The organism is Cryobacterium glucosi (assembly GCF_004402235.1).
GTDB classification, from domain to species: domain Bacteria; phylum Actinomycetota; class Actinomycetes; order Actinomycetales; family Microbacteriaceae; genus Cryobacterium; species Cryobacterium glucosi.
The window spans coordinates 162,080-183,340 of sequence record NZ_SOFS01000019.1; the positions used below are offsets into that span (position 1 = coordinate 162,080).

Here is a 21,261-nt window from a genome sequence, read left to right on the forward strand (position 1 = left end):
CGGGGCATCCTCCGTCATGGCGAACCCTGACCCGGTGAAGGGTCAGGCGGTGGCGGCTGCCTTGGCGGCGGCGAGCTTGACGGCCTTGGCGACCTTCGCTGCCGCGCGCAGGCGGGAGATCTCGTAGAGCGTAACGCTCGCGGCGATGCCGGCGTTGAGGGACTCGGTGCTCGCGCTGATCGGGATCGAGACGATTGCGTCGCAGGTTTCGGTGACGAGGCGCGACAGGCCCTTGCCCTCGCTGCCGACGACGACGACGATCGGGCGCTCCGCGAAGCCGAGGCCGAGCTCGGGCAGCGAGGTGTCTCCGCCGCCGTCGAGGCCGATCACAAGCACACCGACCTCCTTGAGCGACTTGAGCGTCTGGGTGAGGTTGCTCGCCATGGCGACGGGCGTGCGCGCTGCCGCACCGGCGGAGGTCTTCCACGCGGAAGCCGTGACGCCGACCGACCGGCGCTGGGGCACGATCACGCCGTGGCCGCCGAATGCCGCGGTCGAACGGATGATGGCGCCCAGGTTGCGGGGATCGGTGATGCCGTCGAGGGCGACGAACAACGGCTTGAAGCCGCGGCTGATCGTGAGCTCGAGGAGCTCCATCGGGTGCGCGTACTCGTACGCGGGCACCTTGAGCGCGAGGCCCTGGTGCACGGCGTCGCGGCCGGCGAGGCGGTCGAGTTCCGGGCGCATCACTTCGAGCACGGGGATGCCGCGGCCCGTCGCGAGGGTCAGGACCTCCTTGACCCGGTCATCCATTTCAATGCGGGTTGCGATGTACAGGGTGCTCGCGGGGATCTTCGCGCGCAGGGCCTCGAGCACCGAGTTGCGCCCGGTGACGATCTCATGCTCGTCGATCGACTTCGCCTTGCGGGTGGAGGTGCCACCGCCGCCGGAGTTGGCGGTGGAGCGCTGCCCGCCCTGCGAACCCGTCGTGGGGCGGCTGCGGCCACCGCCGGCCGCTGCGAAGCGGTCCTGGGCGGCCTTGCGCTTCCCGGCGGGGTGGTACGGACGGTCTTCGGCCTTGGGCGTGGGCTTCTTACCCTCGAGGGCCTGGCGGCCCTGTCCGCCGGAGCCGACCTGGGGGCCGCGGCTGCCCTTGCGCACGGACCCGGTGCGAGCCTTGCGGTCTGTGTTCTTCATCAGTCAAAACTCCAATGCGCACCCGAGGGGGTGTCTTCGATGGTAATTCCGGCGGCGACGAGCTCGTCCCGGATACGGTCTGCGGCCTTGTAGTCGCGGCTTTCCCTGGCGGTCTCCCGGTCGGAGAGCAGGCGCTCGACGAGGGCGGTGAGTGCGACCATGGCTGGTTCGTCCGTCGCGACGGCCCAGCCGGGCGACAGGGGGTTGATGCCGAGGACCTCGCTCATGGCGAGCACCTGGCCACGGGCGGCAGCGGCGGCGCGCAAGTCTTCGGCGTCGAGCGCCGCGTTGCCGGTGCGCACGGTCTCGTGCAACACGGCGAGGGCCTGGGGCACGGCGAGGTCGTCGTCCATGGCGACCGCGAACTCGTCGGGGACGAGCTCGACGCCGCTCGAGGCGAAACGCGTCTCGGCGAGGCGGCGGTCGGCCCTGTCGAGGAAGCTCTCGATGCGTTCGAGGGCGGCTTCGGCCTCGGCAAGGGAGTGGTCGGTGTAGTCGATCGTGGAGCGGTAGTGCGCGGCTCCGAGGTAGTAGCGCACGACGATGGCCCTGGCCTGGTCGAGCAGCTCGGCAGCAAAGACGGAGTTGCCGAGGGACTTGGACATCTTCTGGCCGTGCACATGCACGAGGCCGTTGTGCATCCAGTACTTCGCGAACGCGTCGCCGGCCGCCGTTGACTGGGCGAGTTCGTTCTCATGGTGCGGGAACCGCAGGTCGAGGCCGCCGCCGTGGATGTCGAAGCCCGCGCCGAGGTAACGGCTCGCCATCGCGGAGCACTCGATGTGCCAGCCGGGCCGGCCTGGTCCCCAGGGGGATGGCCAGGACGCCGAGGCCGGTTCGTCGGCCTTGTGACCCTTCCAAAGGGCGAAGTCGCGCGGGTCGTTCTTGCCACGCGGGTCGGCGTCCGCCGCCGCTTCCATGTCGCCGCGACCCTGGCGGGTGAGCGCCCCGTACTCCGCCCAGCTGTTGGTGTCGAAGTAGACGTCGCCGGAGCCGTCGGCCGCCGGGTACGCGTGGCCGCGGTCGATCAGTCGGGTGATCAGGTCCTGCATCTGCTGGATGCTCGCCGTCGCACGTGGCTCGTACGTGGGGGCGAGGATGCCGAGGCGCTGGTACCCGGCCGTGAACTCGAGTTCGTAGCGGTAGGCGAGCGCCCACCACTGCTCTGCGGTGCCTGCCGCGTTGGCGAGGATCTTGTCGTCGATGTCGGTGACGTTGCGGATGAACGTGACGTCGAAGCCGCGGTAGGTGAGCCAGCGCCGGAGCTGGTCGTAGACCAGGGCGCTGCGCAGGTGGCCGATGTGCGGAGACGACTGCACGGTCGGCCCGCACACGTAGATACCGACCGCACCGGGGGTCGTCGGAATGAAGTCGCGCAAGGCCTGGGCCCGGGAATCGTACAGTTGGATCGTCACACGTCCCAGCTTAGAACAGGGCCGGTTTCCGGCAGCGGGATGAGGGGCACGATGAGGGCCGTCGCGAGGGCCGCGATGCCCTCGCCGCGCCCGGTGAAACCGAGCCGGTCCGTCGTCGTTGCGGACACGCTGACCGGCGCGGACAGTATCCCGCTGAGGTATTCCTCGGCCTCGAGTCGGCGCGGGCCGACCTTCGGGCGATTGCCGATGATCTGGACGGTGACGTTGCCGACCCGGAACCCGGCCGCGGTGACCCGGCGGAGGGTTTCGCGGAGGAACACGTCGCCGTGCGCACCTTCGAGACGCGGGTCGGCCACGCCGAAGACACCGCCGACGTCGCCGAGGCCGGCCGCGGACAAGAGCGCGTCGCAGATGGCGTGCACGGCGGCGTCGCCGTCGCTGTGCCCGGAGAGGCCGCGCTCCCCCGGCCAGTGCAGGCCGGCGAGCCAGAGCGGCGAGGCATCGTCGTACCCGTGCACGTCGAGGCCCGAACCGATCCGCGGTGACGGCGCCTCGGCCTGCTGGCCGACCGCGGCGGCATCCGTGCGGGCACGCTCGTCGAGGAGGGCCTCGGCCCGGTGCAGGTCCCACGGGGTCGTGATCTTGAACGCGAGCGGGTCTCCGGGGATGACCCCGACCGGATGTCCGGCGGCCGCGACGATCTCGGCGTCGTCGGTCGGGGTGCCCGCGGGGTCTGCGGCGCTCATGGCGGCGAGCAGCACGCCCCGGGGAAAGCCCTGCGGCGTCTGCACGGCCGAGAGGGCCGAACGGTCGACCGTCGCGCGGATGGTGCCCTCGGCGTCGACGTGCTTGATGGTGTCGACGAGGGCGAGACCGGGGACGATGCCGTGCCCGGTCGACCGCACAGCGGCGACGACGGCGTCGCACAGTCCGGCAGGGGTGAGTGCGCGGGCGGCATCGTGCACGAGGACAGTCTCGACGCCCGGGCGCAGCACGGCGAGGCCCCGGTTGACAGAGTCAGCACGAGTGGGGCCGCCCACCACGACGTCGACGTACGACGCGACAGCCCCGGCGGCGGATGCCGCGATCACCCGGGCCTCGGAGAGGTGGCTGTCCGGCGCCACGACGATCACCTGGGCGGGTTCGACCATTCCGAACACGGAACCGAGCGCGCGCTCGAGGAGCGTGCGACCCCTGAGCAGGACGAACGCCTTCGGCTCCGTCGCTCCGAGCCTGGCGCCACTGCCCGCGGCGACGACGATGACCGCGACCGCGGGGGCTGCGTATTCAGTCATGTCTGGAGGCTATCTGTTGGAGGGCGGATGCTGCGGGATAGTTCACACCGGAACGTTCACACCGGAACGTGCGAAAGGCGGCACCTCGCGGCGCCGCCTCTCAGCGTGTGAAAAAAGTCAGGGTGGGTCAGGAAGCCAGAACCTCGTCGAGGACCGTTGAGGCCTTCTCTTCGTCGGTCTTTTCGGCGAGGGCCAGCTCGCTGATCAGGATCTGGCGGGCCTTGGCGAGCATCCGCTTCTCACCGGCGGACAGGCCGCGGTCCTGGTCGCGGCGCCACAGGTCGCGGACGACCTCTGACACCTTGATGACATCGCCGGAGGCGAGCTTTTCGAGGTTGGCCTTGTACCGGCGGGACCAGTTGGTGGGCTCCTCGGTGAACGGGGCGCGCAGCACCTCGAACACCTTGTCGAGGCCCTCACGACCGATCACGTCGCGCACGCCGACGAGGTCGACGTTCTCGGCGGGAACCTCGATGGTGAGGTCTCCCTGAGTGACGTTGAGCTTCAGGTACAGTTTTTCCTCACCCTTGATGATCCGCGTCTTCACTTCCGTGATTGTCGCGGCACCGTGGTGGGGATAAACGACGGTTTCGCCTACTTCAAAAAGCATGTATGGATATCCCTTCAGCAACGTCTAGGATACCACAGCGAGGGGTGGTAGGGTTTGCGACCCTGACCGGGGCATGGGCCGGCGGGGCCACGAGGCCGGCCTCCCCGATACGCTAGGCTCGAAGCGAAATCTGCGGCGTTCGCGCCTTCAGGCGCACCGTCGAACTGTTGGAGGTCTTGTGAGGGCTCGAGTCTTGCTGTCCGTGTTGCTGACGGCCGGTATCCTGCTGGGTACCAGTGGATGCAACCTGCTGGCCCCGCAGTCAACGACCAAACACTACGACGCGAGCGACGGGGTCAGCGGCAACGTCGGCGACCTGCAGGTCCGCAACGCGATCGTGCTCTCGACGGACGGAAAGACCGGGAGCCTCCTCGTCACCGTGGTCAACCCGAGCGATTCAGCGCACAGCCTGTCCGTGCAGTACACGGCCACGACCGGCAAGGTCACCCAGCAGCTGACACTGAAGCCTCAGTCGAGCACCGCGATCGGTGCGACCGGCGGCCCCGGGATCACCCTCGAGAACATCGACGCCCCGCTCGGCTCGCTGTTCCCCGTCTACTTCCAGTACGGCACCGAGACCGGCCTCCAGTTGCTCACGCCGGTACTCGACGGCACGCTCCCCCAGTACTCGACCCTGCTGCCGACCACGGCGCCGTAGCGCCCGGCAGACGCAGGCAAGGCCAGACCGGGCCAGACCGGGTCAGGCCGGGTCAGGCCGGAACTGGTCGAGCCCGACCGGTTCGGACCCGACCGGTTCGAACCAGACCGGTTCGGGCCAGGCCGGGTCCGGCGTCGAAGCCGACCGGGTCAGGCCTCGAAGCGGTAGCCGAGGCCACGCACGGTGACGAGCATGGTCGGCTCTGACGGCGTCGCCTCGATGCGCGAGCGGATCCGCTTGATGTGGACGTCGAGGGTCTTGGTGTCGCCGAAGTAGTCGGTGCCCCAGACCCGGTCGATCAGCTGGCCGCGGGTCAACACCCGGCCGGCGTTCCGCAGCAGGAACTCAAGAAGCTCGAACTCCTTGAGCGGCATGTTCACCACGGTGCCGCTCACTGCGACCGTGTGGCGTTCGATGTCCATCCGGACGGTGCCCGCCGTGAGCATGTTCTCGTCGTCCTCGGTCTGGTCGGTGCGCCGACGTGACACCGCACGGATGCGCGCGAGCAGTTCCCTGGTCGAGTACGGCTTGGTCACGTAGTCGTCCGCGCCGAGTTCGAGTCCGACGACGATGTCGACCTCGGAGTCCTTCGCGGTGAGCATGATGATCGGGACCTGGGAGCGGGTGCGGATCTCGCGGCACACTTCGGTTCCGGGGATGCCGGGAAGCATCAGGTCCAGCAGGATCAGGTCGGGTCCGATCCGGTCGAATTCGCTGATGGCGCTCGGTCCGTCCTCGGCGACGGTGACCTCGTAGCCTTCGCGTTCGAGCAGGAAGCTCAACGGCTCGCTCAGCGCTTGTTCGTCCTCAACCAAAAGAATGTGGGTCACGGGGTCTCTCCTGTTGTGGCCAGGGCGGTGTGACTCGCCTCAGGCAGCCGGATGGTGAACGTCGAACCGCTGCCCGGTTGGGACCAGACGCGGATGTCGCCGCCGTGGATCTGCACGATGTGCTTCACGATGGAGAGGCCGAGGCCCGTTCCACCGGTGTGACGCGACCTGGCCTGGTCGACCCGGAAGAATCGTTCGAAGATGCGGTCGAGGTCGGCCTCCTGGATGCCGACGCCCTGGTCGGTCACCGTCACCTCGACGACGCCGTCGTGGTGACGCACTCCCACACCCACCCGGGATCCCTCAGCGGAGTAGTGCACCGCGTTGGCGACCAGGTTGTGCACGGCCATCACGAGGAGGCGTTCATCGCCCGTGACAAGGGCGCCGGAGGGCTGGCCGACGGCGAGCGTGATGCGTGCGGCATCCGCAACGACCCGGCTCTGGTCGACGGCCGCCGCGACGACGTCGTCGATCGGGAGGTCTTCCGGCTCGGACAGGGAGTCCTGTGCCTGGAGCCGGGAGAGCTCGATGATCTCCTGCGTCAGCCGGGTCAGGCGCCCGGACTCCGTCGTGAGCCTGCTGGCGAACCTGCGCACCTGCGCCGGCTCGTCGGCGGCCTGGTTGAGCGCCTCGGCGAGCAGGCCGACGGCGGCGATCGGGGTCTTGAGTTCGTGGCTGATGTTGGCCACGAAGTCGCGGCGCACCTCGTCGAGGCGGAAGGCCTCCGTGCGGTCCTCGGCGAGCAGCAGCACGTAGCGGGTGCCGAGTGTGGCCAGGCGCACGCGCACGCGCATGCTCGCGTCGCCGAACGGCCCGCGGGAGAGGATCAGGTCTTCGGCGATCGGTTCCCCGGAGCGCCGCACCTTACCGGCGAGCTCGAGGAGTTCCGGGTGCACGATCTGCCGGTTCCAGACCATCCCCATCGACACGGCGGCCGGGGATGTCTTCATCACATTGTTGGAGGGGTCGAGCACGACGGCCGCGGTGTCAAGTGCGTCGAGGACCTGGTCGATGCCGTCCGGCACGGCCGGGTTGACCACCTCGGAGGCGCGACGGCCGTGGCGTTCCGCGATCTGGAGCAGGCTGATGAACCCGGCACCGACCATGAGGCCCAGTGCCAGAGACACCAGCACGAGCCACGATGATTCCATTCCACCAGATTACTGACACAAAAAAGCGGAACGAACCGTGCCGGGCCGCTGGGCGGCTACTTTAGGTAGTATTCAACACTCCGGCACCTGCCGTTAACCTCTGTCGACAAAGATTCGCTGGGGGCCAGGTGGTTTCCACGTTTCTGCGCGTATCGCGCGCCCAGGAAGGAACACAGACGTATGCGTGAAGTATTCCAGCAGGAGCTCGCCGAGGTTCAGGACCGCCTCGTCGAGATCTCCCGTCTCGTCGGCATCTCGATCGCGAAGTCGACCAGGGCTTTCAACGAGTCCGACGTCAACCTCGCCGAAGAGGCCATCAGCGAAGACGACAAGATCGACGAACTCACCATCGAGCTCGACGAACTCGCCATCACGATCCTGGCGCGCCAGCAGCCGGTCGCCCGCGACCTGCGCATCGTGGTGAGCGCCCTCCGGATCAGTTCGTCCCTCGAGCGGATGGGCGACCTCTCCACCCACATCGCGCAGCTCGCCCGCTACCGTTTCCCCGACAAGGTCGTTCCGCAGAGCCTGCGGGGCACCTTCGGCGAGATGGGCGCCCTGCTCGTGACCATCTCGACGATGCTCACCGAGTTGCTCACCACCCAGGACGTCAAGCTCGCCGAGGTCATCCGCAACGAAGACGACAAGGTCGACGCCCTGCACCTGAGCGTCTTCGACGCCGTCCTCGCGGAGACCTGGAAGGGCGAGGCCGCCGACACGGTCGACTCGACCCTCGCGAGCCGGTATCACGAGCGCTTCGCCGACCACGCCGTCTCGATCGCCAAGAAGATCCAGTACCTCGGCACGGGGGCCTGGCAGCAGAGCACGACCGGCGTCCAGTAGTCCGCCCGCACCACTCGAACCGCCGCACCACTCGAACCGCCGCACAACCGAAACGCCGCACAACCGAAACGGCCCCGGAAGCGAATGCTTCCGGGGCCGTTTTCGGTGGGGACTGTCGATAGCGGACTAATGGGGCGGGAGTTCTACTTCTTGCTGCCCTGGGCGGCGACGGCCGCGGCACCGGCGGCGGCGGCCTCGGGGTCGAGGTACTGGCCCGCACCGATCGGGACGAGGTTCTCGTCGAGGCGGTAGACGAGCGGGATTCCGGTCGGGATGTTGAGCTCGGCGATGTCCGCGTCGCTGATGTTGTCGAGGTGCTTCACGAGGGCGCGCAGCGAGTTGCCGTGGGCGGTGATGAGAACGGTCTTGCCTGCACGGAGGTCCGTCGCGATGTCGGACTCCCAGTAGGGCAGCATCCGGTCGACGACGTCGCTCAGGCACTCTGTGCGGGGCAGCTCCTCGCCGAGGCCCGCGTAGCGCGGGTCGTGCGCCTGGGACCAGGGGGAATCGTCGGCGAGCACGGGCGGCGGCACGTCGAAGGAGCGGCGCCAGAGCTGGAACTGCTCCGGGCCGAACTTGGCGAGGGTCTCCGCCTTGTCGAGGCCCTGCAGGGCGCCGTAGTGGCGCTCGTTGAGGCGCCAGGAGCGCTTCACGGGGATCCAGAGGCGGTCGGCTTCCTCGAGCGCGATGTTCGCGGTCTGGATGGCGCGGCTAAGGAGTGACGTGTGCAGGACGTCGGGCAGGAGGCCGGACTCTGCGAGGAGCTCACCGGCGCGCTTGGCCTCGGCAGCTCCTTGCTCGCTCAGGCGAACGTCTACCCAACCGGTGAAGAGGTTCTCTTGGTTCCATAGGCTCTGGCCATGGCGAAGGAGGATGAGATTGTATGACATGACTCCAACTCTATCGAGAGCCGGGGCGGTGGTCGGTGGCCGGGGGTCAGTGCCCGGGGGTGCGGATGCCCAGCCGGGGCAGCCGGGGGATCTCGGCGACCGAGCCGGCCGACTGCGGAACGATGACCTGCTGGGTCGCGGCGACCGCGATCTCCTCGCTCAGCACCTGGAGCACGACCGTTGCAGGCACGGTGCGTTTGACGACGGCGAGGGCGATCGGGCCGAGCTCGTAGTGGATCGCACTCGAGGTGATCGAGCCGACGCCGCGACGCTCCGTGTCGCCGTCGGGGAGGCGACGGACGGCCTGGACTTCGTCACCGTGCACCGGCAGCACGCCCTGGGAGCCGTCGAGGTGCAGAAGCACGAGCCGACGCGGGGGGTGCCCGAGGTTGTGCACCTTCGCGACGGTCTCCTGGCCGCGGTAACAGCCCTTGTTCAGATGCACGGCGCTGCGCAGCCAGTCAAGCTCGTGCGGGAGGGTCCTGTCGTCGACCTCTGTCGCCCGGCGGGGCCGCCAGGCCGCGATCCGGAGCGCCTCGAGGGCGAGCAGACCGGCCGCGCGCACGGTGCCGCGGCGGACGGCCAGAGTCACGGCCGGAAGCGCGGTGCGGGGCACGAGGGCCTCGGTCCAGTGCCAGTCAGCGCCGGGATGCGCGGGGTCTTCCGCATACTGGAAGCCGCCGGTGACGACGGCAGCCCACGGGTCATGCCAGACGAGGGGGGTTCCGTTCGGCGCGGCGGGTTCGAGCGCGGGCGCGGCAGCGGCGAGGTCGCCGATGCTCCCCATCGTGCCGACGACGGCGTACTCATCGGTGCGGTCGCGCAGTTCGACCCGCAGCATGAAGCGCATCCGGTCGAGCCACGTAAGCAGTGCGGGCAGTTCGGCGGCCTCGACGACGAGCCACGCCTCCATGCCGTCGTCGACGAGCCGTACCGCGTGCTCGACGTGCCCGGTCGGGTCGAGAACGAGGGTCTCGGCCGACTCCCCTGGCTTCAGAAAGCGCAGTTCCTGGCTCGTGATCGAGTTGAGCCAGGTCAGCCGGTCCGGGCCGGAGACGCCGAGCACCGCACGGTTGGAGAGGTCGACGATGGCCTCGCCGGCGAGCAGGTGACGCTGTTCGATCATCGGGTTGCCATAGTGGGCGGCGACGCCGGCATCGGGGCCGGTCGCCTGCACGGCGCCGGGCAGGTCGAGCAGGGCTGAAGCGGATGCTGTCGGCGGGGTCATGAGGACTTCTTCCGGGGTTTGCGTAACGCTGAGGCGCACATCGGGGACAACGCGGGAACCGCCGGGATTATTCGACCCGCTTGAGGCGGCCGGAGGCGTGCGTGCGCAGGCTCTGGCCGAGGGCGGCGATGTCCCACGCCCAGAGCAGGTGGCCGTCGACGAGACCGTACAACCGGGTCGCGGCCGAGTACGCCTTCGCGCCCTGGGTGCGCATCACCGCGTCGGTCGCGAGGTCGATCCGCGGCCCCTTGACCTGGCCGAGGTAGATCTCGGCGGCACCGCCGGGATGCACGAGCGTCACGTCGATGTCGAAGCCGCCGTCGGCATTGCGGAGCGTCTCCACGGCGGACGCCGTCGTATAGGGGTGCTCGCCCTCTGCCGGCAGCAGCCCGGGCCCTGGGTCGCCGGCGCCCTGGGGACGACTCAGGCGCCAGTACCCTGTCTCGGTCATGAGCGGGGTCTTCCCGACGAAGGCGGACGCGGCCCCGTCGACCGCCTCGGCGTCGTCGTCGACGCTCGCTGCGGCATCCGCTTCAAGCCAGGTGTATGAGCTGTAGTTAAGGTGCGGGAGGCCGTCATGGCTGAAGCTCAGCCGCTGGCCGAACTCACGTGAGACCCGATGACCGTCCGGCAGGGCATAGTCGATGACACCTGACCCCTCCCAGACGCCGAGGAGCCACGAGAGCGGGACGAGTTCGGACGGGAGCTGGGTCGGGAGCTCGAACATCGAGGGTTACCGCTGCCCCCGGAACAGCTTGAACAACACGATGCCGGAGACCCAGGCGATCGACAGGCTCGCGAGCGCGAGGAGGCCCAGGAAGAAGATTTCGAGCGCGAGGATTGACATGACACCACCTTAGCTCCCGGCGAGAGCCGAAACGCCTGCGCGCGGGTACCCGGCGCGGCTTTACCAGTTCGTTACAGAAGCCCGGCGAGCGCGAAGATTCCGGTCGCGGCGGCGAGGACGAGGACCGCGCCGACGAGGCTCAGCGTGACCCGGTGCACGTAGCCCTCTTTTTGCCCGGTCGCGAGCTGGATGGAGAGGGTGCCGATGGTGCACCCCGCGAGGGAGAGGCCGATCCACACCAGGGAACGACCGGGCGCCGCGAGGGCCCCGGTGAGCACAGAACAGACCACGGCGAACGCCCAGACCAGGCCGACGCTTCTCCACTGCCACTTCACTCTTCCATTGTGCCCTGCCAGGGGAGCAATCGGCTGCACGTGGCTGCACGCTAGGATTGGCCAACAATGGTTGGAGGGCCCGCGTGGCGCAATTATTGATCCTGACCTCCGCGGTCGGCGGGGAGGTCCTGCCGGCGCTGGCGTTGCTCTCGCATGGAATCCGCGTCATTCCGGCCCAGCCCGACCAGCTCATCACCGCCCCGGACTCCGATGTCATCCTCGTCGACGCCCGCACCAACCTGATGGCCGCGAAGTCGCTGTGCCAGATCATGCAGACGACGGGCAGTCAGGTCCCGCTGCTGCTCGTGATCACCGAGGGCGGCCTCGCCGCGGTCAGCCCCGGCTGGGGCATCGACGACGTCATCCTCGACACGGCGGGTCCCGCCGAGGTCGACGCCCGCATCCGCCTCGCCGCCGGCCGCACGCCGCGGGCCGAGGAGTCCGCGCTGATCCGCGCCGCCGGTGTCGTCATCGACGAGGCGAGCTATTCCGCGAAGGTCTACGGCCGACCGCTCGACCTCACGTACAAGGAATTCGAGCTGCTCCGCTTCCTCGCGGCCCATCCCTCCCGGGTCTTCACGCGTGAGCAGCTGCTCAGCGAGGTCTGGGGCTACGACTACTTCGGCGGTACCCGCACGGTCGACGTGCACGTCCGCCGCCTCCGCGCCAAGCTCGGCGACCAGGAATCCCTGATCGGCACCGTGCGCAACGTCGGATACCGCTTCAATGTGCAGGAACCAGAGGCCGTGCGTGATCAGTCCGTCGCACGGGCCTGACGACAACGCCTTCGCGCTCTCCTGGGCCGCGGTGACGGATGCCGCCGAACGCGTCGACGGGTATGCCCCGCTCAACGAGCAGGCCACCCTCGATCTTGCGGCCGGGCGCCGCGCTCCCTTTCTGCTTCGCGACGGCGACGCCGCCGTCGGAGCCCTCGTCCTCGGCTCTGGTGAGCTCGACCTCGTCGTGCACCCCGGGTTCCGCAGGCACGGCCACGCCACCGCGGCCCTGACCGAGCTCTTCGGCGATCCCGCGTACGCGGTGGATGCGCCGGACGGCCTGACCGCCTGGGCGCACGGCGATCACCCGGCGGCCCGCGCCCTCGCCGGGCGCTTCGGCTTCGACGCCGTCCGTCGACTGCTCCAGCTGGAACTGGCGCTCGACGCCTCGTCCGCTCCCCCGGCATCCGCCACCCCGGAGGGGGCTTCCGCCCGGGAGAAGGACGACGCGATCGTGATCGCCGCCTTCGACCCCGACACGGATGCGGACGCCTGGGTGACCCTGAACGCGCGGACCTTCGCCACCCACCCGGAGCAGGGCGGCATCACAGCGGCCGACCTCGCCGACCGCATGAACGAGGCCTGGTTCGACGCGGGCGACTTCCTCGTCGCCCGCGTCGGCGACGCCCTGGTCGGCTACAACTGGCTGAAGATCGAGCCGGGAGCAGCCGAGGGTGAGATCTACGTGGTGGGGGTGAGCCTCGAGTGGAGCGGGCACGGCCTCGGACGCCGGCTGATGACCGCGGGGCTCGAGCGTCTGCGCCGGCGCGGGGCGACCAGCGCGACGCTCTACGTCGAGGGCGACAATGTGCCTGCCGTGCGGCTGTATCGGTCCCTCGGATTCACCGATCGCAGTGTCGACGTCCAGTACCGCCGCCGAACCCGATAGGCACTGTTCACCCGGAACCGTCGCACCGGCAGGTCCTGCGGTGTCAGGATGGACTCATGGACGGCGAAAACATTCAGGACGAATCGGGTCTCGGAAGCGACTTCGATGACGATTTCGATCCCCTGACCGGCAAGGACGACCCGGAACTCCCCACCAACCGGTATCTCGACCGGGAATTGAGCTGGCTCGCGTTCAACCAGAGGGTGCTCGAACTCGCCGAGGACCCACTGCTCCCGGTTCTCGAGCGCGCGAACTTCCTCGCCATCTTCTCGAGCAACCTCGATGAGTTCTTCATGGTCCGCGTCGCGGGACTCAAGCGCCGCATCCTGACCGGACTCGCCGTGCCGACGAACATCGGTACCGCACCGCAGGACGCCCTCTCCGACATCTCGGCGATGGCGCATGTGCTCCAGGACCGGCACGCCCGCGCCTTCCAGGACCTCGTCAGCCCGGCCATGATGGCCGCCGGCATCCACATCGCCACCTGGGACAGCCTCGACGAGGCCGACCACCGCTCGCTCCGCGACTACTTCTCCAACCAGATCTTCCCGGTGCTGATGCCCCTCGCGGTCGACCCGGTGCATCCGTTCCCCTACATCTCCGGCCTCTCCCTCAACCTCGCCGTCCGGGTACGCAACTCGAAGACCGGCAAGCAGGAGTTCGCGAGGCTCAAGGTGCCGACCATGCTGCCGCGCTTCGTGCGGGTCGACCGCCGCGAGGGCTTCGACAACGTGCGATTCATCATGCTCGAGGACCTCATCGCCAACCACCTCGGCGACCTGTTCCCCGGCATGGACATCCTCGAACACCACGTCTTCCGGGTCACCAGGAACGAGGACGTCGAGATCGAGGAAGACGAGACCGAGAACCTGATCAAGGCCCTCGAGAAGGAACTGCTCCGTCGCCGGTTCGGCCCGCCGATCCGCCTCGAGATCACCGAGGACATGGACGAGGTCACCCTCGGCCTGCTCGTGCGCGAACTCGACGTCACCGAGCAGGAGGTGTACCGGCTGCCCGCCCCGCTCGATCTCGGCGGACTGTTCGACCTGCGCGTCGACCGCCCGGACCTGCGCTACGTCAAGCATGTCCCGACCACGGCCGTTCAGCTCCTCGCGCCAGAGCCGAACGCCGAGCCCGATATCTTCAGCTCGATCGCGCGCCGCGACATCCTGCTGCACCACCCGTACGAGTCCTTCGCGACGAGTGTGCAGGCATTCCTCGAGCAGGCGGCCGCCGACCCCGACGTGCTCGCGATCAAGCAGACCCTGTACCGCACCTCCGGCGACAGCCCGATCGTCGAGGCTCTCATCGCTGCCGCCGAATCCGGCAAGCAGGTGCTCGCCCTCGTCGAAATCAAGGCCCGCTTCGACGAGCAGGCCAACATCTCCTGGGCACGCAAGCTCGAGAAGTCCGGCGTGCACGTCGTCTACGGCCTCGTCGGCCTCAAGACGCACTGCAAGCTCGCCCTCGTCGTGCGCAACGAGAACGGCGTGCTGCGGCACTACAGCCACATCGGCACCGGTAACTACAACCCGAAGACCAGCAGGCTCTACGAGGACCTCGGCCTGCTGACCGCGGACCCCCAGGTCGGCAAGGACCTGACCCGCCTGTTCAACGAGCTCTCCGGGTACGCGATCGAGAAGAAGTTCAAGCGGCTTCTCGTCGCGCCCCTGCACCTGCGTCGCGGGCTGTTGAAGGCGATCAACCAGGAGACGCAGGCCGCCCTCGACGGCAAGCCCTCCGGCATCCGCATCAAGGTCAACTCGATGGTCGACGAGGCCATCATCGACGCGCTCTACCGGGCCAGCCAGGCCAGGGTCCCCGTCGAGGTCTGGGTGCGCGGCATCTGCAGCCTCACGCCGGGCCTCCCCGGGGTCAGCGAGACGATCAAGGTGCGGTCGATCCTCGGCCGCTACCTCGAGCACTCCCGGATCTTCTCCTTCCACAACGGCGGGGACACCCAGGTCTACATCGGCAGCGCCGACATGATGCACCGCAACCTCGACCGACGCGTCGAGGCCCTTGTGCGCCTCGTCGACCCCGATCACCTCACGGAGATCGATGGGCTGTTCAACCGCGCCATGGACGACCGCACGGCATCCTGGTGGCTCGACAACACCGGCGAATGGACCCGCCACCACCTCGATGACTCCGGAAAGCCGCTCGACGACATGCAGGACCGATTGATGCAGCAGATCTCCCGACGCGTTCGGCCGACGGGTCGCCGATGAGTGCGGTCCTCCCGAACGGAGCGATCCACGCTGCCGGTGCGGTCTGCTGGCGCCTGATCGACGGCAAGATGAACGTCCTGCTCGTGCACCGCACGGTCTACGGCGACGTCACCATCCCCAAGGGGAAGGTCGACCCCGGCGAAACGCTGCCGCAGACGGCCGTGCGGGAGATCGAGGAAGAAACCGGACTCGCGGTCGCCCTGGGCGTGCCGCTCGGCGAATCGCGGTACTCGCTCGGCAACGGCAGGGAAAAGATCGTGCAGTACTGGGCCGCCGAGGTGCACCCCGAGGAGATCCAGCGCTCGACCTTCGTGCCGAACAGCGAGATCGCGGCGATCGAATGGGTCACGATCAAAAAGGCACGCAGCTACCTCAGCTACGCGCAGGACGTCGAGATCATCGACGCCTTCGCCGAACTCGTCGACAGGGGCGTGACGACGACCTTCGCCCTCATCGCCCTCCGGCACGGCAAGGCCGTCACCGGTTCAAGCTGGGCCGGCCCGGACAGCACCCGTCCCCTCACCGAACGCGGCGTCGCCCAGGCCGTCGAACTCGTGCCGACCGTGGCGGCGTGGCGCCCGCGCCGCATCGTTTCGAGCACGGCCACCCGGTGCATCACGACCGTCGCCCCGCTCGCGGCCGCGACAGGCATCCCGATCAAGCGCACGGAGCTCTTCAGCCAGGATGCCTTCGAACAGGGCGTAGCGGATGTCCGCGCCGGCATCGGCAAGCGCATCCGCTCCCGCAAGACCGCCGTCATCTGCAGCCACGGCCCGGTGCTGCCCGAGATCCTGCACGAGATCGCGCTCGCCACGGGGAGCACCTTCGGCCTCTACATCGAGGAGGCTTCCCACCTCGACATCGGATCGTTCTCCGTCGTGCACCTGTCCCGCGAGAACCCGAGCGCCGGGATCCTCGGCATCGAAACCTACCGACCGAGCGTCTGAGGGCCCGCCGGCCCGCCGAACAGCCCGTTCACGTTAACCTTCCGTTCATCTTCCGGAGGGGGTGTCGTTAAGCCGTCGGATTATCGTCTGACCGGGGCCAGCACCGGCCCCGCCCTGCAGTCAGTTTCACTGCTGTCAACCCTCGAAAGGGAAAATTCGTGAATCTCAAGCGTTTTGGCCGACCCGCAGTCATCGCCGTCGCCGCCGCTCTCGCACTGTCCTCGTGTGCCTCCAACGAAGCCGGAACCGGCTCGAGCACCACCGCAGCGACGACCAGCACCTTGACCGGAACGCTCACCGGCGCCGGCTCGTCCGCCCAGGGCTCCGCCCAGGAAGCCTGGATCGCAGCGTTCCAGACCTCCAACCCGAACGTCACGGTCAACTACGACCCGTCCGGCTCCGGCGCGGGCCGCTCCACCTTCATCGCGGGCGGCTCCGACTTCGCCGGCAGCGACTCCGCGCTCAACGACACCGAGCTCGCCGGAACGTTCGCGTCCTGCGCCGCCGGCGCCAAGGCCGTCGACCTGCCCGTCTACATCTCCCCGATCGCGGTCATCTTCAACGTCGCCGGCGTCACGGACCTCAAGCTCGACTCCGCAACCCTCGCGCACATCTTCCGCGGCGAGATCACGACCTGGAACGACCCGGCCATCGCCGCGCTCAACTCCGGCGTGACCCTTCCGGCAACGGCGATCACCGCCGTGCACCGCTCGGACGACTCGGGCACCACGAAGAACTTCACCGACTACCTCTTCCAGACCGCACCGACCGTGTGGACCGACAAGGCAGCCGACGCATTCCCGATCCAGGGCGGCGAAGGCGCCAAGGGCACCTCCGGTGTCGTTGACGCCGTGACCAACGGCGTCGGCACGATCGGCTACGCGGACGCATCCAAGGCCGGCAAGCTCGGCGTTGCGAAGATCAAGGTCGGCGACACCTTCGTCGGTTACACCGCGGAAGCCGCGGCCGCCGTCGTCGCCGAGTCCCCGCTCGTCACGGGCCGCGACGCGAGCGACCTCGCCATCAAGATCAACCGCACCACGACCGACGCGACGCACTACCCGCTCGTGCTGGTCAGCTACGCGGTCGTCTGCACCGAATACGCCAAGCCCGCCCAGGGCGAGCTCGTCAAGGCGTACGTGACGTACATGGCCAGTGCTGACGGCCAGAAGGTCGCCGCATCCGCCGGTGGCGCAGCGCCGCTCTCGACCGACCTGGCCGACAAGGTCGCCGCGGTTCTCGCGACCGTCAAGTAACACCCGTTTCACCGGCACGACCCGCACTACCAGCTCCACCGAAGTCTGCCCGGCCCGGGCCCGCGTCGTATCAGCGGCCCGGACCGGGCAGACTGGGGTGTACGGCCCCCGGACCGCGCATCGTTTTCGCTTCACCACCCGAACCTCAGGGAGACGCCCGGCATGACCTCCGTAGTTGCCCGCGATCGAATCCGCGCCCCCCAGCGTCCCGGCGATGTGATCTTCTCAACGGCGACCGTCGTCGCCGGCAGCCTGATCCTCGCCGTGCTCGCCGCCGTCGCCGGGTTCCTGCTCGTCCAGAGCCTGCCGGCCTTCGTCGCGGCACCCGCCGATTTCAGCGGCGGCTTCACCAACTTCTGGGCCTACGTCTGGCCGCTCGCCTTCGGCACGCTCTGGTCGGCACTGCTGGCCATGATCATCGCGATCCCGCTCGCGATCGGCATCGCCCTCTTCATCTCGCACTACGCCCCCCGGCGGATCGCCCAGGGCCTGGGCTACGTCATCGACCTCCTCGCCGCCGTGCCGTCCGTGGTCTTCGGCCTGTGGGGCATCGGCGTGCTGGCCCCGCTCGTCCAGCCGTTCTACGCGAACCTCGTCGACTGGTTCGGCTGGTTCCCGCTCTTCGCCGGACCGGTCTCCGGCACCGGGCGCACCATCCTCACCGTCGCCATCGTGCTCGCGGTGATGGTGCTTCCGATCATCACCGCACTCTGCCGGGAGATCTTCCTGCAGACTCCGGTGCTCTACGAGGAAGCCTCCCTCGCCCTCGGCGCCACCCGCTGGGAGATGATCTCAATGGCGGTGCTTCCCTTCGGCCGCTCCGGCATCATCTCCGCCTCGATGCTCGGCCTCGGCCGCGCCCTCGGCGAGACGATGGCGGTCGCGATGGTGCTCTCGCCGAGCCCGACGGTGCTCTTCCAACTGCTGACCTCGCAGAACCCGACGACCATCGCCGCGAACATCGCCCTGAACTTTCCTGAGGCGCACGGCGTCGGCGTGAACATCCTCCTCGCCACCGGCCTGATCCTCTTCGTCATCACCCTCGCGGTCAACATGATCGCCCGCTACATCATCAACCGCCGCAAGGCCTTCTCGGGAGCGAACTGATGAGCAGCACGACCGCCACCCGGGCCGCGAACACGCCCCAGGCCAACGCATACGCCGCCGGCAAGCTGCCGAGGAACTCCACGCTCTACGTCCTGCTGGCAAGCTGGATCGTCACCGGAGCGGTCTTCCTGGTGCTCCAGCTGTCGGGGGCCACCTCCGGCTTCAACATCGTCGGCACGGTCTTCTTCGGCACAGTGCTCTACTGCGTCGCCATCTACGCGCTCTCCTACGCCGTCGAAGGCGTGCGCCGGGCGAAGGACCGCCTCGTCACCGCCCTCGTCACCGCCGCCTTCGTGATCGCACTGCTGCCGTTGATCTCACTGGTCTTCACGACGGTCGTCAACGGGCTGCCGGCCTTCCTCACCCCGACGTTCTTCACCGAGTCGCAGCGCAACGTCGTCGGCGCGGGCGGCGGCGCCCTGCACGCCGTCATGGGCACCCTCGAGATCACCGGCGTCGCCACGCTCATCTCGGTGCCGATCGGCCTGCTCGCCGCTATCTACCTCACCGAGTACGGACGCGGCCGGCTGGCCCAGGCAATCACCTTCTTCGTGGACGTGATGACCGGCATCCCCTCGATCGTGGCAGGCCTGTTCGCCTTCGCCTTCTTCTCCCTGCTGTTCCAGGATGCGGGCATCCGCTTCGGCTTCGGCGGTGCCATCGCTCTCTCGGTGCTGATGATCCCGGTCGTGGTGCGCTCGAGCGAGGAAATGCTCAAACTCGTGCCGAACGAGCTGCGCGAGGCCGCATACGCCCTCGGCGTGCCGAAGTGGCTGACCATTCTCAAGGTGGTGCTTCCGACCTCGATCGCCGGCATCGTCACGGGAATCATGATCTCGATCTCCCGGGTCATCGGCGAGACGGCCCCGCTGCTGATCATCTCCGGCTTCACGGCGAGCATGAACTACGACCTGTTCAGCCAGCGGATGATGACCCTCCCGGTGTTCGTGTACACCCAGTACGCGAACCAGGGCACGGACACCCAGGCGTATCTCGACAGGGCCTGGGCCGGCGCACTCACCCTGGTGCTCATCGTCATGCTCCTGAACGGCCTCGCGAGGCTCATCGCCAGAATCTTCTCCCCCAAGCTCGGCCGCTAGGCTCCACCCGGCCGCTGGCCGCAACTCGAAGGATCACATGTCCAAGCGCATTGAAGTCAACGACCTCAACGTCTATTACAGCAAGTTCCTCGCTGTCGAAAACGTCACGCTGACGATCGAGCCCCGCACGGTGACCGCCCTGATCGGGCCGAGCGGGTGCGGTAAGTCCACCTTCCTCCGCACCCTGAACCGGATGCACGAAGTCATCCCGGGCGCCTACGTCACGGGCGAGGTGCTCATCGACGGCAACAACCTCTACGGCCCCGGCGTCGACCCGGTACTCGTGCGCCGCCAGGTCGGCATGGTGTTCCAGCGGCCGAACCCGTTCCCGACCATGTCGATCGGCGACAACGTCCTCGCCGGCGTGAAGCTCAACAACCGCCGCATCTCCAAGTCGGACGCGGATGCCCTCATCGAGAAGTCCCTCCAGGGCGCCAACCTCTGGAACGAGGTCAAGGACCGCCTCGACAAGCCAGGCTCGAGCCTCTCCGGCGGCCAGCAGCAGCGGCTCTGCATCGCCCGTGCGATCGCCGTGCAGCCCGACGTGATCCTGATGGACGAGCCGTGCTCGGCCCTCGACCCGATCTCCACCCTCGCGATCGAGGACCTCATCGAGGAGATGAAGGCCGAATACACGATCGTGATCGTCACGCACAACATGCAGCAGGCATCCCGGGTCTCCGACCGCACCGGCTTCTTCAACATCGCCGGCACCGGCAAGCCGGGCAAGCTCATCGAGTACAACGACACCACGACGATCTTCTCCAACCCGTCGGTGCAGGCGACCGAGGACTACGTCTCCGGTCGCTTCGGCTAAACCCGCGCCTGCCCCGACCGCTTCGGCGGTCTAGTCGGTGCGGCCGAGCAGGTACGCGTTGAAGACGCGGGTGCGCGGCAGGTCGGTCGCGAGCGGCAGGCCGTCGAGTTCGGTCACGGCCACGACCAGGCGGATGCTCGACAACAGCCAGACGGCATCCGCCGCCCGCAGCTCCGCGACCGTGATGTCGCGGTACTCCACCGGTTCGCCCTGCTCCCTGAGGTGCTCGAAGAGGCTCTGCTGGGTGGTGCCGTGCAGGATCGCACCGCTCGGCGCCGGCGTCACGTAGACGCCGTTCGAACGGATGACCACGCTCGACGTCGGGCCCTCCATGACGTAGCCGTCGTGCGTGAGGAAGATCGTGTCGTCGGCCCCACGGCGCCGCGCCTCGCGGAGGGCGGCCATGTTGATCGCGTAGCTGAGTGTCTTCGCACCCATCAGCAGCCACGGGGCGACCTCGGCGACCCCGCGCGGGTACCCGCGGTCGAGGGTGATCACCCGCACCCCGTTCTCGCGCGCGGCGGAGTGGTCCGGCGCGCGGGTCGCGTGCAGCCACGCGGTCGGTGCAGGCCCGGATTGGACGCCGCGGCTGAGTACGAACTTGAGGGCGAGATCGCCCTCGTGCGGAACCCGCGCCACCGCGTAGGCGATGGCCTCTCGCCACTGCGCCGGGTTCGGCACCGGGAGGTCGCAGATCTCCGCCGAGTGCCTCAGGCGGGTGATGTGCGCCTCGACCTCCTGCGGGTGCCCGTCGACGACGCTGAGGGTCTCGAAGATGCCGTCACCGCGCTGGGTGCTCAGCTCCCCCACCCGGAGAGCCGGAGCGGCCGAATCCATCTCGTGGAAGGTGCCCGCAAAGTCCGCCTGGGCGGAATCGGCGGGCACCGGGTCGATCAGAAGGGTGAATGGCAGCGTCATGCCCCGAGCCTAGTTGCGGA

Annotated in this window: 21 protein-coding genes; 10 read left to right on the plus strand and 11 right to left on the minus strand. The window is 68.4% G+C overall.

Annotated elements, in window-relative coordinates; translation table 11 throughout:
• Positions 1-42: 42 nt before the first annotated feature.
• From rlmB to E3O46_RS09325, 4 genes are all read right to left on the minus strand, one after another.
• Positions 43-1,137, minus strand: a complete 1,095-nt coding sequence (gene rlmB, locus E3O46_RS09310) for a 23S rRNA (guanosine(2251)-2'-O)-methyltransferase RlmB (RefSeq protein ID WP_134450028.1) — start codon at positions 1,135-1,137, stop codon at positions 43-45.
• A complete protein-coding gene (gene cysS, locus E3O46_RS09315; protein ID WP_134558856.1) occupies positions 1,137-2,552 on the minus strand; it encodes a cysteine--tRNA ligase in 1,416 nt (471 codons plus the stop codon). The genes rlmB and cysS overlap by 1 nt, the downstream gene beginning before the upstream one ends.
• Positions 2,549-3,808, minus strand: a complete 1,260-nt coding sequence (gene ispD / locus E3O46_RS09320; protein WP_134558858.1) for a 2-C-methyl-D-erythritol 4-phosphate cytidylyltransferase — start codon at positions 3,806-3,808, stop codon at positions 2,549-2,551. The genes cysS and ispD overlap by 4 nt, the downstream gene beginning before the upstream one ends.
• A 127-nt stretch (positions 3,809-3,935) precedes the next feature.
• A complete protein-coding gene (locus E3O46_RS09325) occupies positions 3,936-4,418 on the minus strand; it encodes a CarD family transcriptional regulator (protein WP_035879449.1) in 483 nt (160 codons plus the stop codon).
• 178 nt (positions 4,419-4,596) lie between these two features.
• Here E3O46_RS09325 and E3O46_RS09330 point away from each other — a divergent pair, with 178 nt between their 5' ends.
• Positions 4,597-5,076: a hypothetical protein gene (locus E3O46_RS09330; protein ID WP_134558860.1), complete on the plus strand. Its 480-nt coding sequence runs from the start codon at positions 4,597-4,599 to the stop codon at positions 5,074-5,076.
• Positions 5,077-5,225: 149 nt separating this feature from the next.
• Here E3O46_RS09330 and E3O46_RS09335 read toward each other — a convergent pair whose 3' ends face one another.
• Together E3O46_RS09335 and E3O46_RS09340 are read right to left on the minus strand one after the other, a co-directional pair.
• Positions 5,226-5,906 (minus strand): response regulator transcription factor, encoded by a 681-nt coding sequence (locus tag E3O46_RS09335; protein WP_134450024.1) that lies wholly within the window; start codon positions 5,904-5,906, stop codon positions 5,226-5,228.
• Positions 5,903-7,057, minus strand: coding sequence for a sensor histidine kinase (locus E3O46_RS09340; protein WP_134450023.1), 1,155 nt, complete (start codon positions 7,055-7,057; stop codon positions 5,903-5,905). Before E3O46_RS09340 ends, E3O46_RS09335 begins: the two co-directional genes overlap by 4 nt.
• A gap of 180 nt (positions 7,058-7,237) precedes the next feature.
• On the opposite strand from E3O46_RS09340, the gene phoU reads away from it, so the two are divergent.
• Positions 7,238-7,900 carry a phosphate signaling complex protein PhoU gene (phoU, locus tag E3O46_RS09345; RefSeq protein ID WP_134450022.1) on the plus strand — a complete coding sequence of 221 codons (663 nt, stop codon included), beginning with the start codon at positions 7,238-7,240 and terminating at the stop codon, positions 7,898-7,900.
• 143 nt (positions 7,901-8,043) lie between these two features.
• Here phoU and E3O46_RS09350 read toward each other — a convergent pair whose 3' ends face one another.
• The 4 genes from E3O46_RS09350 to E3O46_RS09365 all read right to left on the minus strand — a co-directional run bounded on the left by E3O46_RS09350 (position 8,044) and on the right by E3O46_RS09365 (position 11,200).
• Positions 8,044-8,790, minus strand: a complete 747-nt coding sequence (locus E3O46_RS09350; RefSeq protein ID WP_134561600.1) for a phosphoglyceromutase — start codon at positions 8,788-8,790, stop codon at positions 8,044-8,046.
• A gap of 46 nt (positions 8,791-8,836) precedes the next feature.
• Positions 8,837-10,018: a CAF17-like 4Fe-4S cluster assembly/insertion protein YgfZ gene (gene ygfZ / locus E3O46_RS09355; RefSeq protein WP_134558862.1), complete on the minus strand. Its 1,182-nt coding sequence runs from the start codon at positions 10,016-10,018 to the stop codon at positions 8,837-8,839.
• A gap of 67 nt (positions 10,019-10,085) precedes the next feature.
• Positions 10,086-10,745: a nitrobindin family protein gene (locus tag E3O46_RS09360; protein ID WP_134558864.1), complete on the minus strand. Its 660-nt coding sequence runs from the start codon at positions 10,743-10,745 to the stop codon at positions 10,086-10,088.
• Positions 10,746-10,936: 191 nt separating this feature from the next.
• Complete coding sequence (locus E3O46_RS09365; RefSeq protein ID WP_134450018.1) at positions 10,937-11,200, minus strand: hypothetical protein; 264 nt, start codon at positions 11,198-11,200, stop codon at positions 10,937-10,939.
• Between the two features lie 83 nt (positions 11,201-11,283).
• On the opposite strand from E3O46_RS09365, the gene E3O46_RS09370 reads away from it, so the two are divergent.
• From E3O46_RS09370 to pstB, 8 genes are all read left to right on the plus strand, one after another.
• Entirely contained in the window at positions 11,284-11,976 is a 693-nt protein-coding gene (locus tag E3O46_RS09370) for a winged helix-turn-helix transcriptional regulator (protein WP_241975327.1), read from the plus strand.
• Positions 11,951-12,865, plus strand: a complete 915-nt coding sequence (gene mshD, locus E3O46_RS09375; protein ID WP_198413711.1) for a mycothiol synthase — start codon at positions 11,951-11,953, stop codon at positions 12,863-12,865. The genes E3O46_RS09370 and mshD overlap by 26 nt, the downstream gene beginning before the upstream one ends.
• A gap of 56 nt (positions 12,866-12,921) precedes the next feature.
• On the plus strand, positions 12,922-15,096 hold the full coding sequence (locus E3O46_RS09380) for an RNA degradosome polyphosphate kinase (protein WP_134450016.1): 2,175 nt from the start codon (positions 12,922-12,924) through the stop codon (positions 15,094-15,096).
• Complete coding sequence (locus tag E3O46_RS09385) at positions 15,093-16,043, plus strand: NUDIX hydrolase (RefSeq protein WP_134450015.1); 951 nt, start codon at positions 15,093-15,095, stop codon at positions 16,041-16,043. Before E3O46_RS09380 ends, E3O46_RS09385 begins: the two co-directional genes overlap by 4 nt.
• A 158-nt stretch (positions 16,044-16,201) precedes the next feature.
• On the plus strand, positions 16,202-17,299 hold the full coding sequence (gene pstS, locus E3O46_RS09390) for a phosphate ABC transporter substrate-binding protein PstS (protein WP_134450014.1): 1,098 nt from the start codon (positions 16,202-16,204) through the stop codon (positions 17,297-17,299).
• A 162-nt stretch (positions 17,300-17,461) separates the two neighbouring features.
• Entirely contained in the window at positions 17,462-18,406 is a 945-nt protein-coding gene (pstC, locus tag E3O46_RS09395; protein ID WP_134450013.1) for a phosphate ABC transporter permease subunit PstC, read from the plus strand.
• Positions 18,406-19,506 (plus strand): phosphate ABC transporter permease PstA, encoded by a 1,101-nt coding sequence (gene pstA / locus E3O46_RS09400; protein WP_134450012.1) that lies wholly within the window; start codon positions 18,406-18,408, stop codon positions 19,504-19,506. The genes pstC and pstA overlap by 1 nt, the downstream gene beginning before the upstream one ends.
• A gap of 37 nt (positions 19,507-19,543) precedes the next feature.
• Positions 19,544-20,323, plus strand: a complete 780-nt coding sequence (gene pstB, locus E3O46_RS09405; RefSeq protein WP_134450011.1) for a phosphate ABC transporter ATP-binding protein PstB — start codon at positions 19,544-19,546, stop codon at positions 20,321-20,323.
• Positions 20,324-20,353: 30 nt separating this feature from the next.
• Here the strand turns inward: pstB and E3O46_RS09410 are convergent, their stop codons facing one another.
• Complete coding sequence (locus E3O46_RS09410) at positions 20,354-21,241, minus strand: aminodeoxychorismate lyase (protein WP_134561602.1); 888 nt, start codon at positions 21,239-21,241, stop codon at positions 20,354-20,356.
• Positions 21,242-21,261 lie beyond the last annotated feature (20 nt).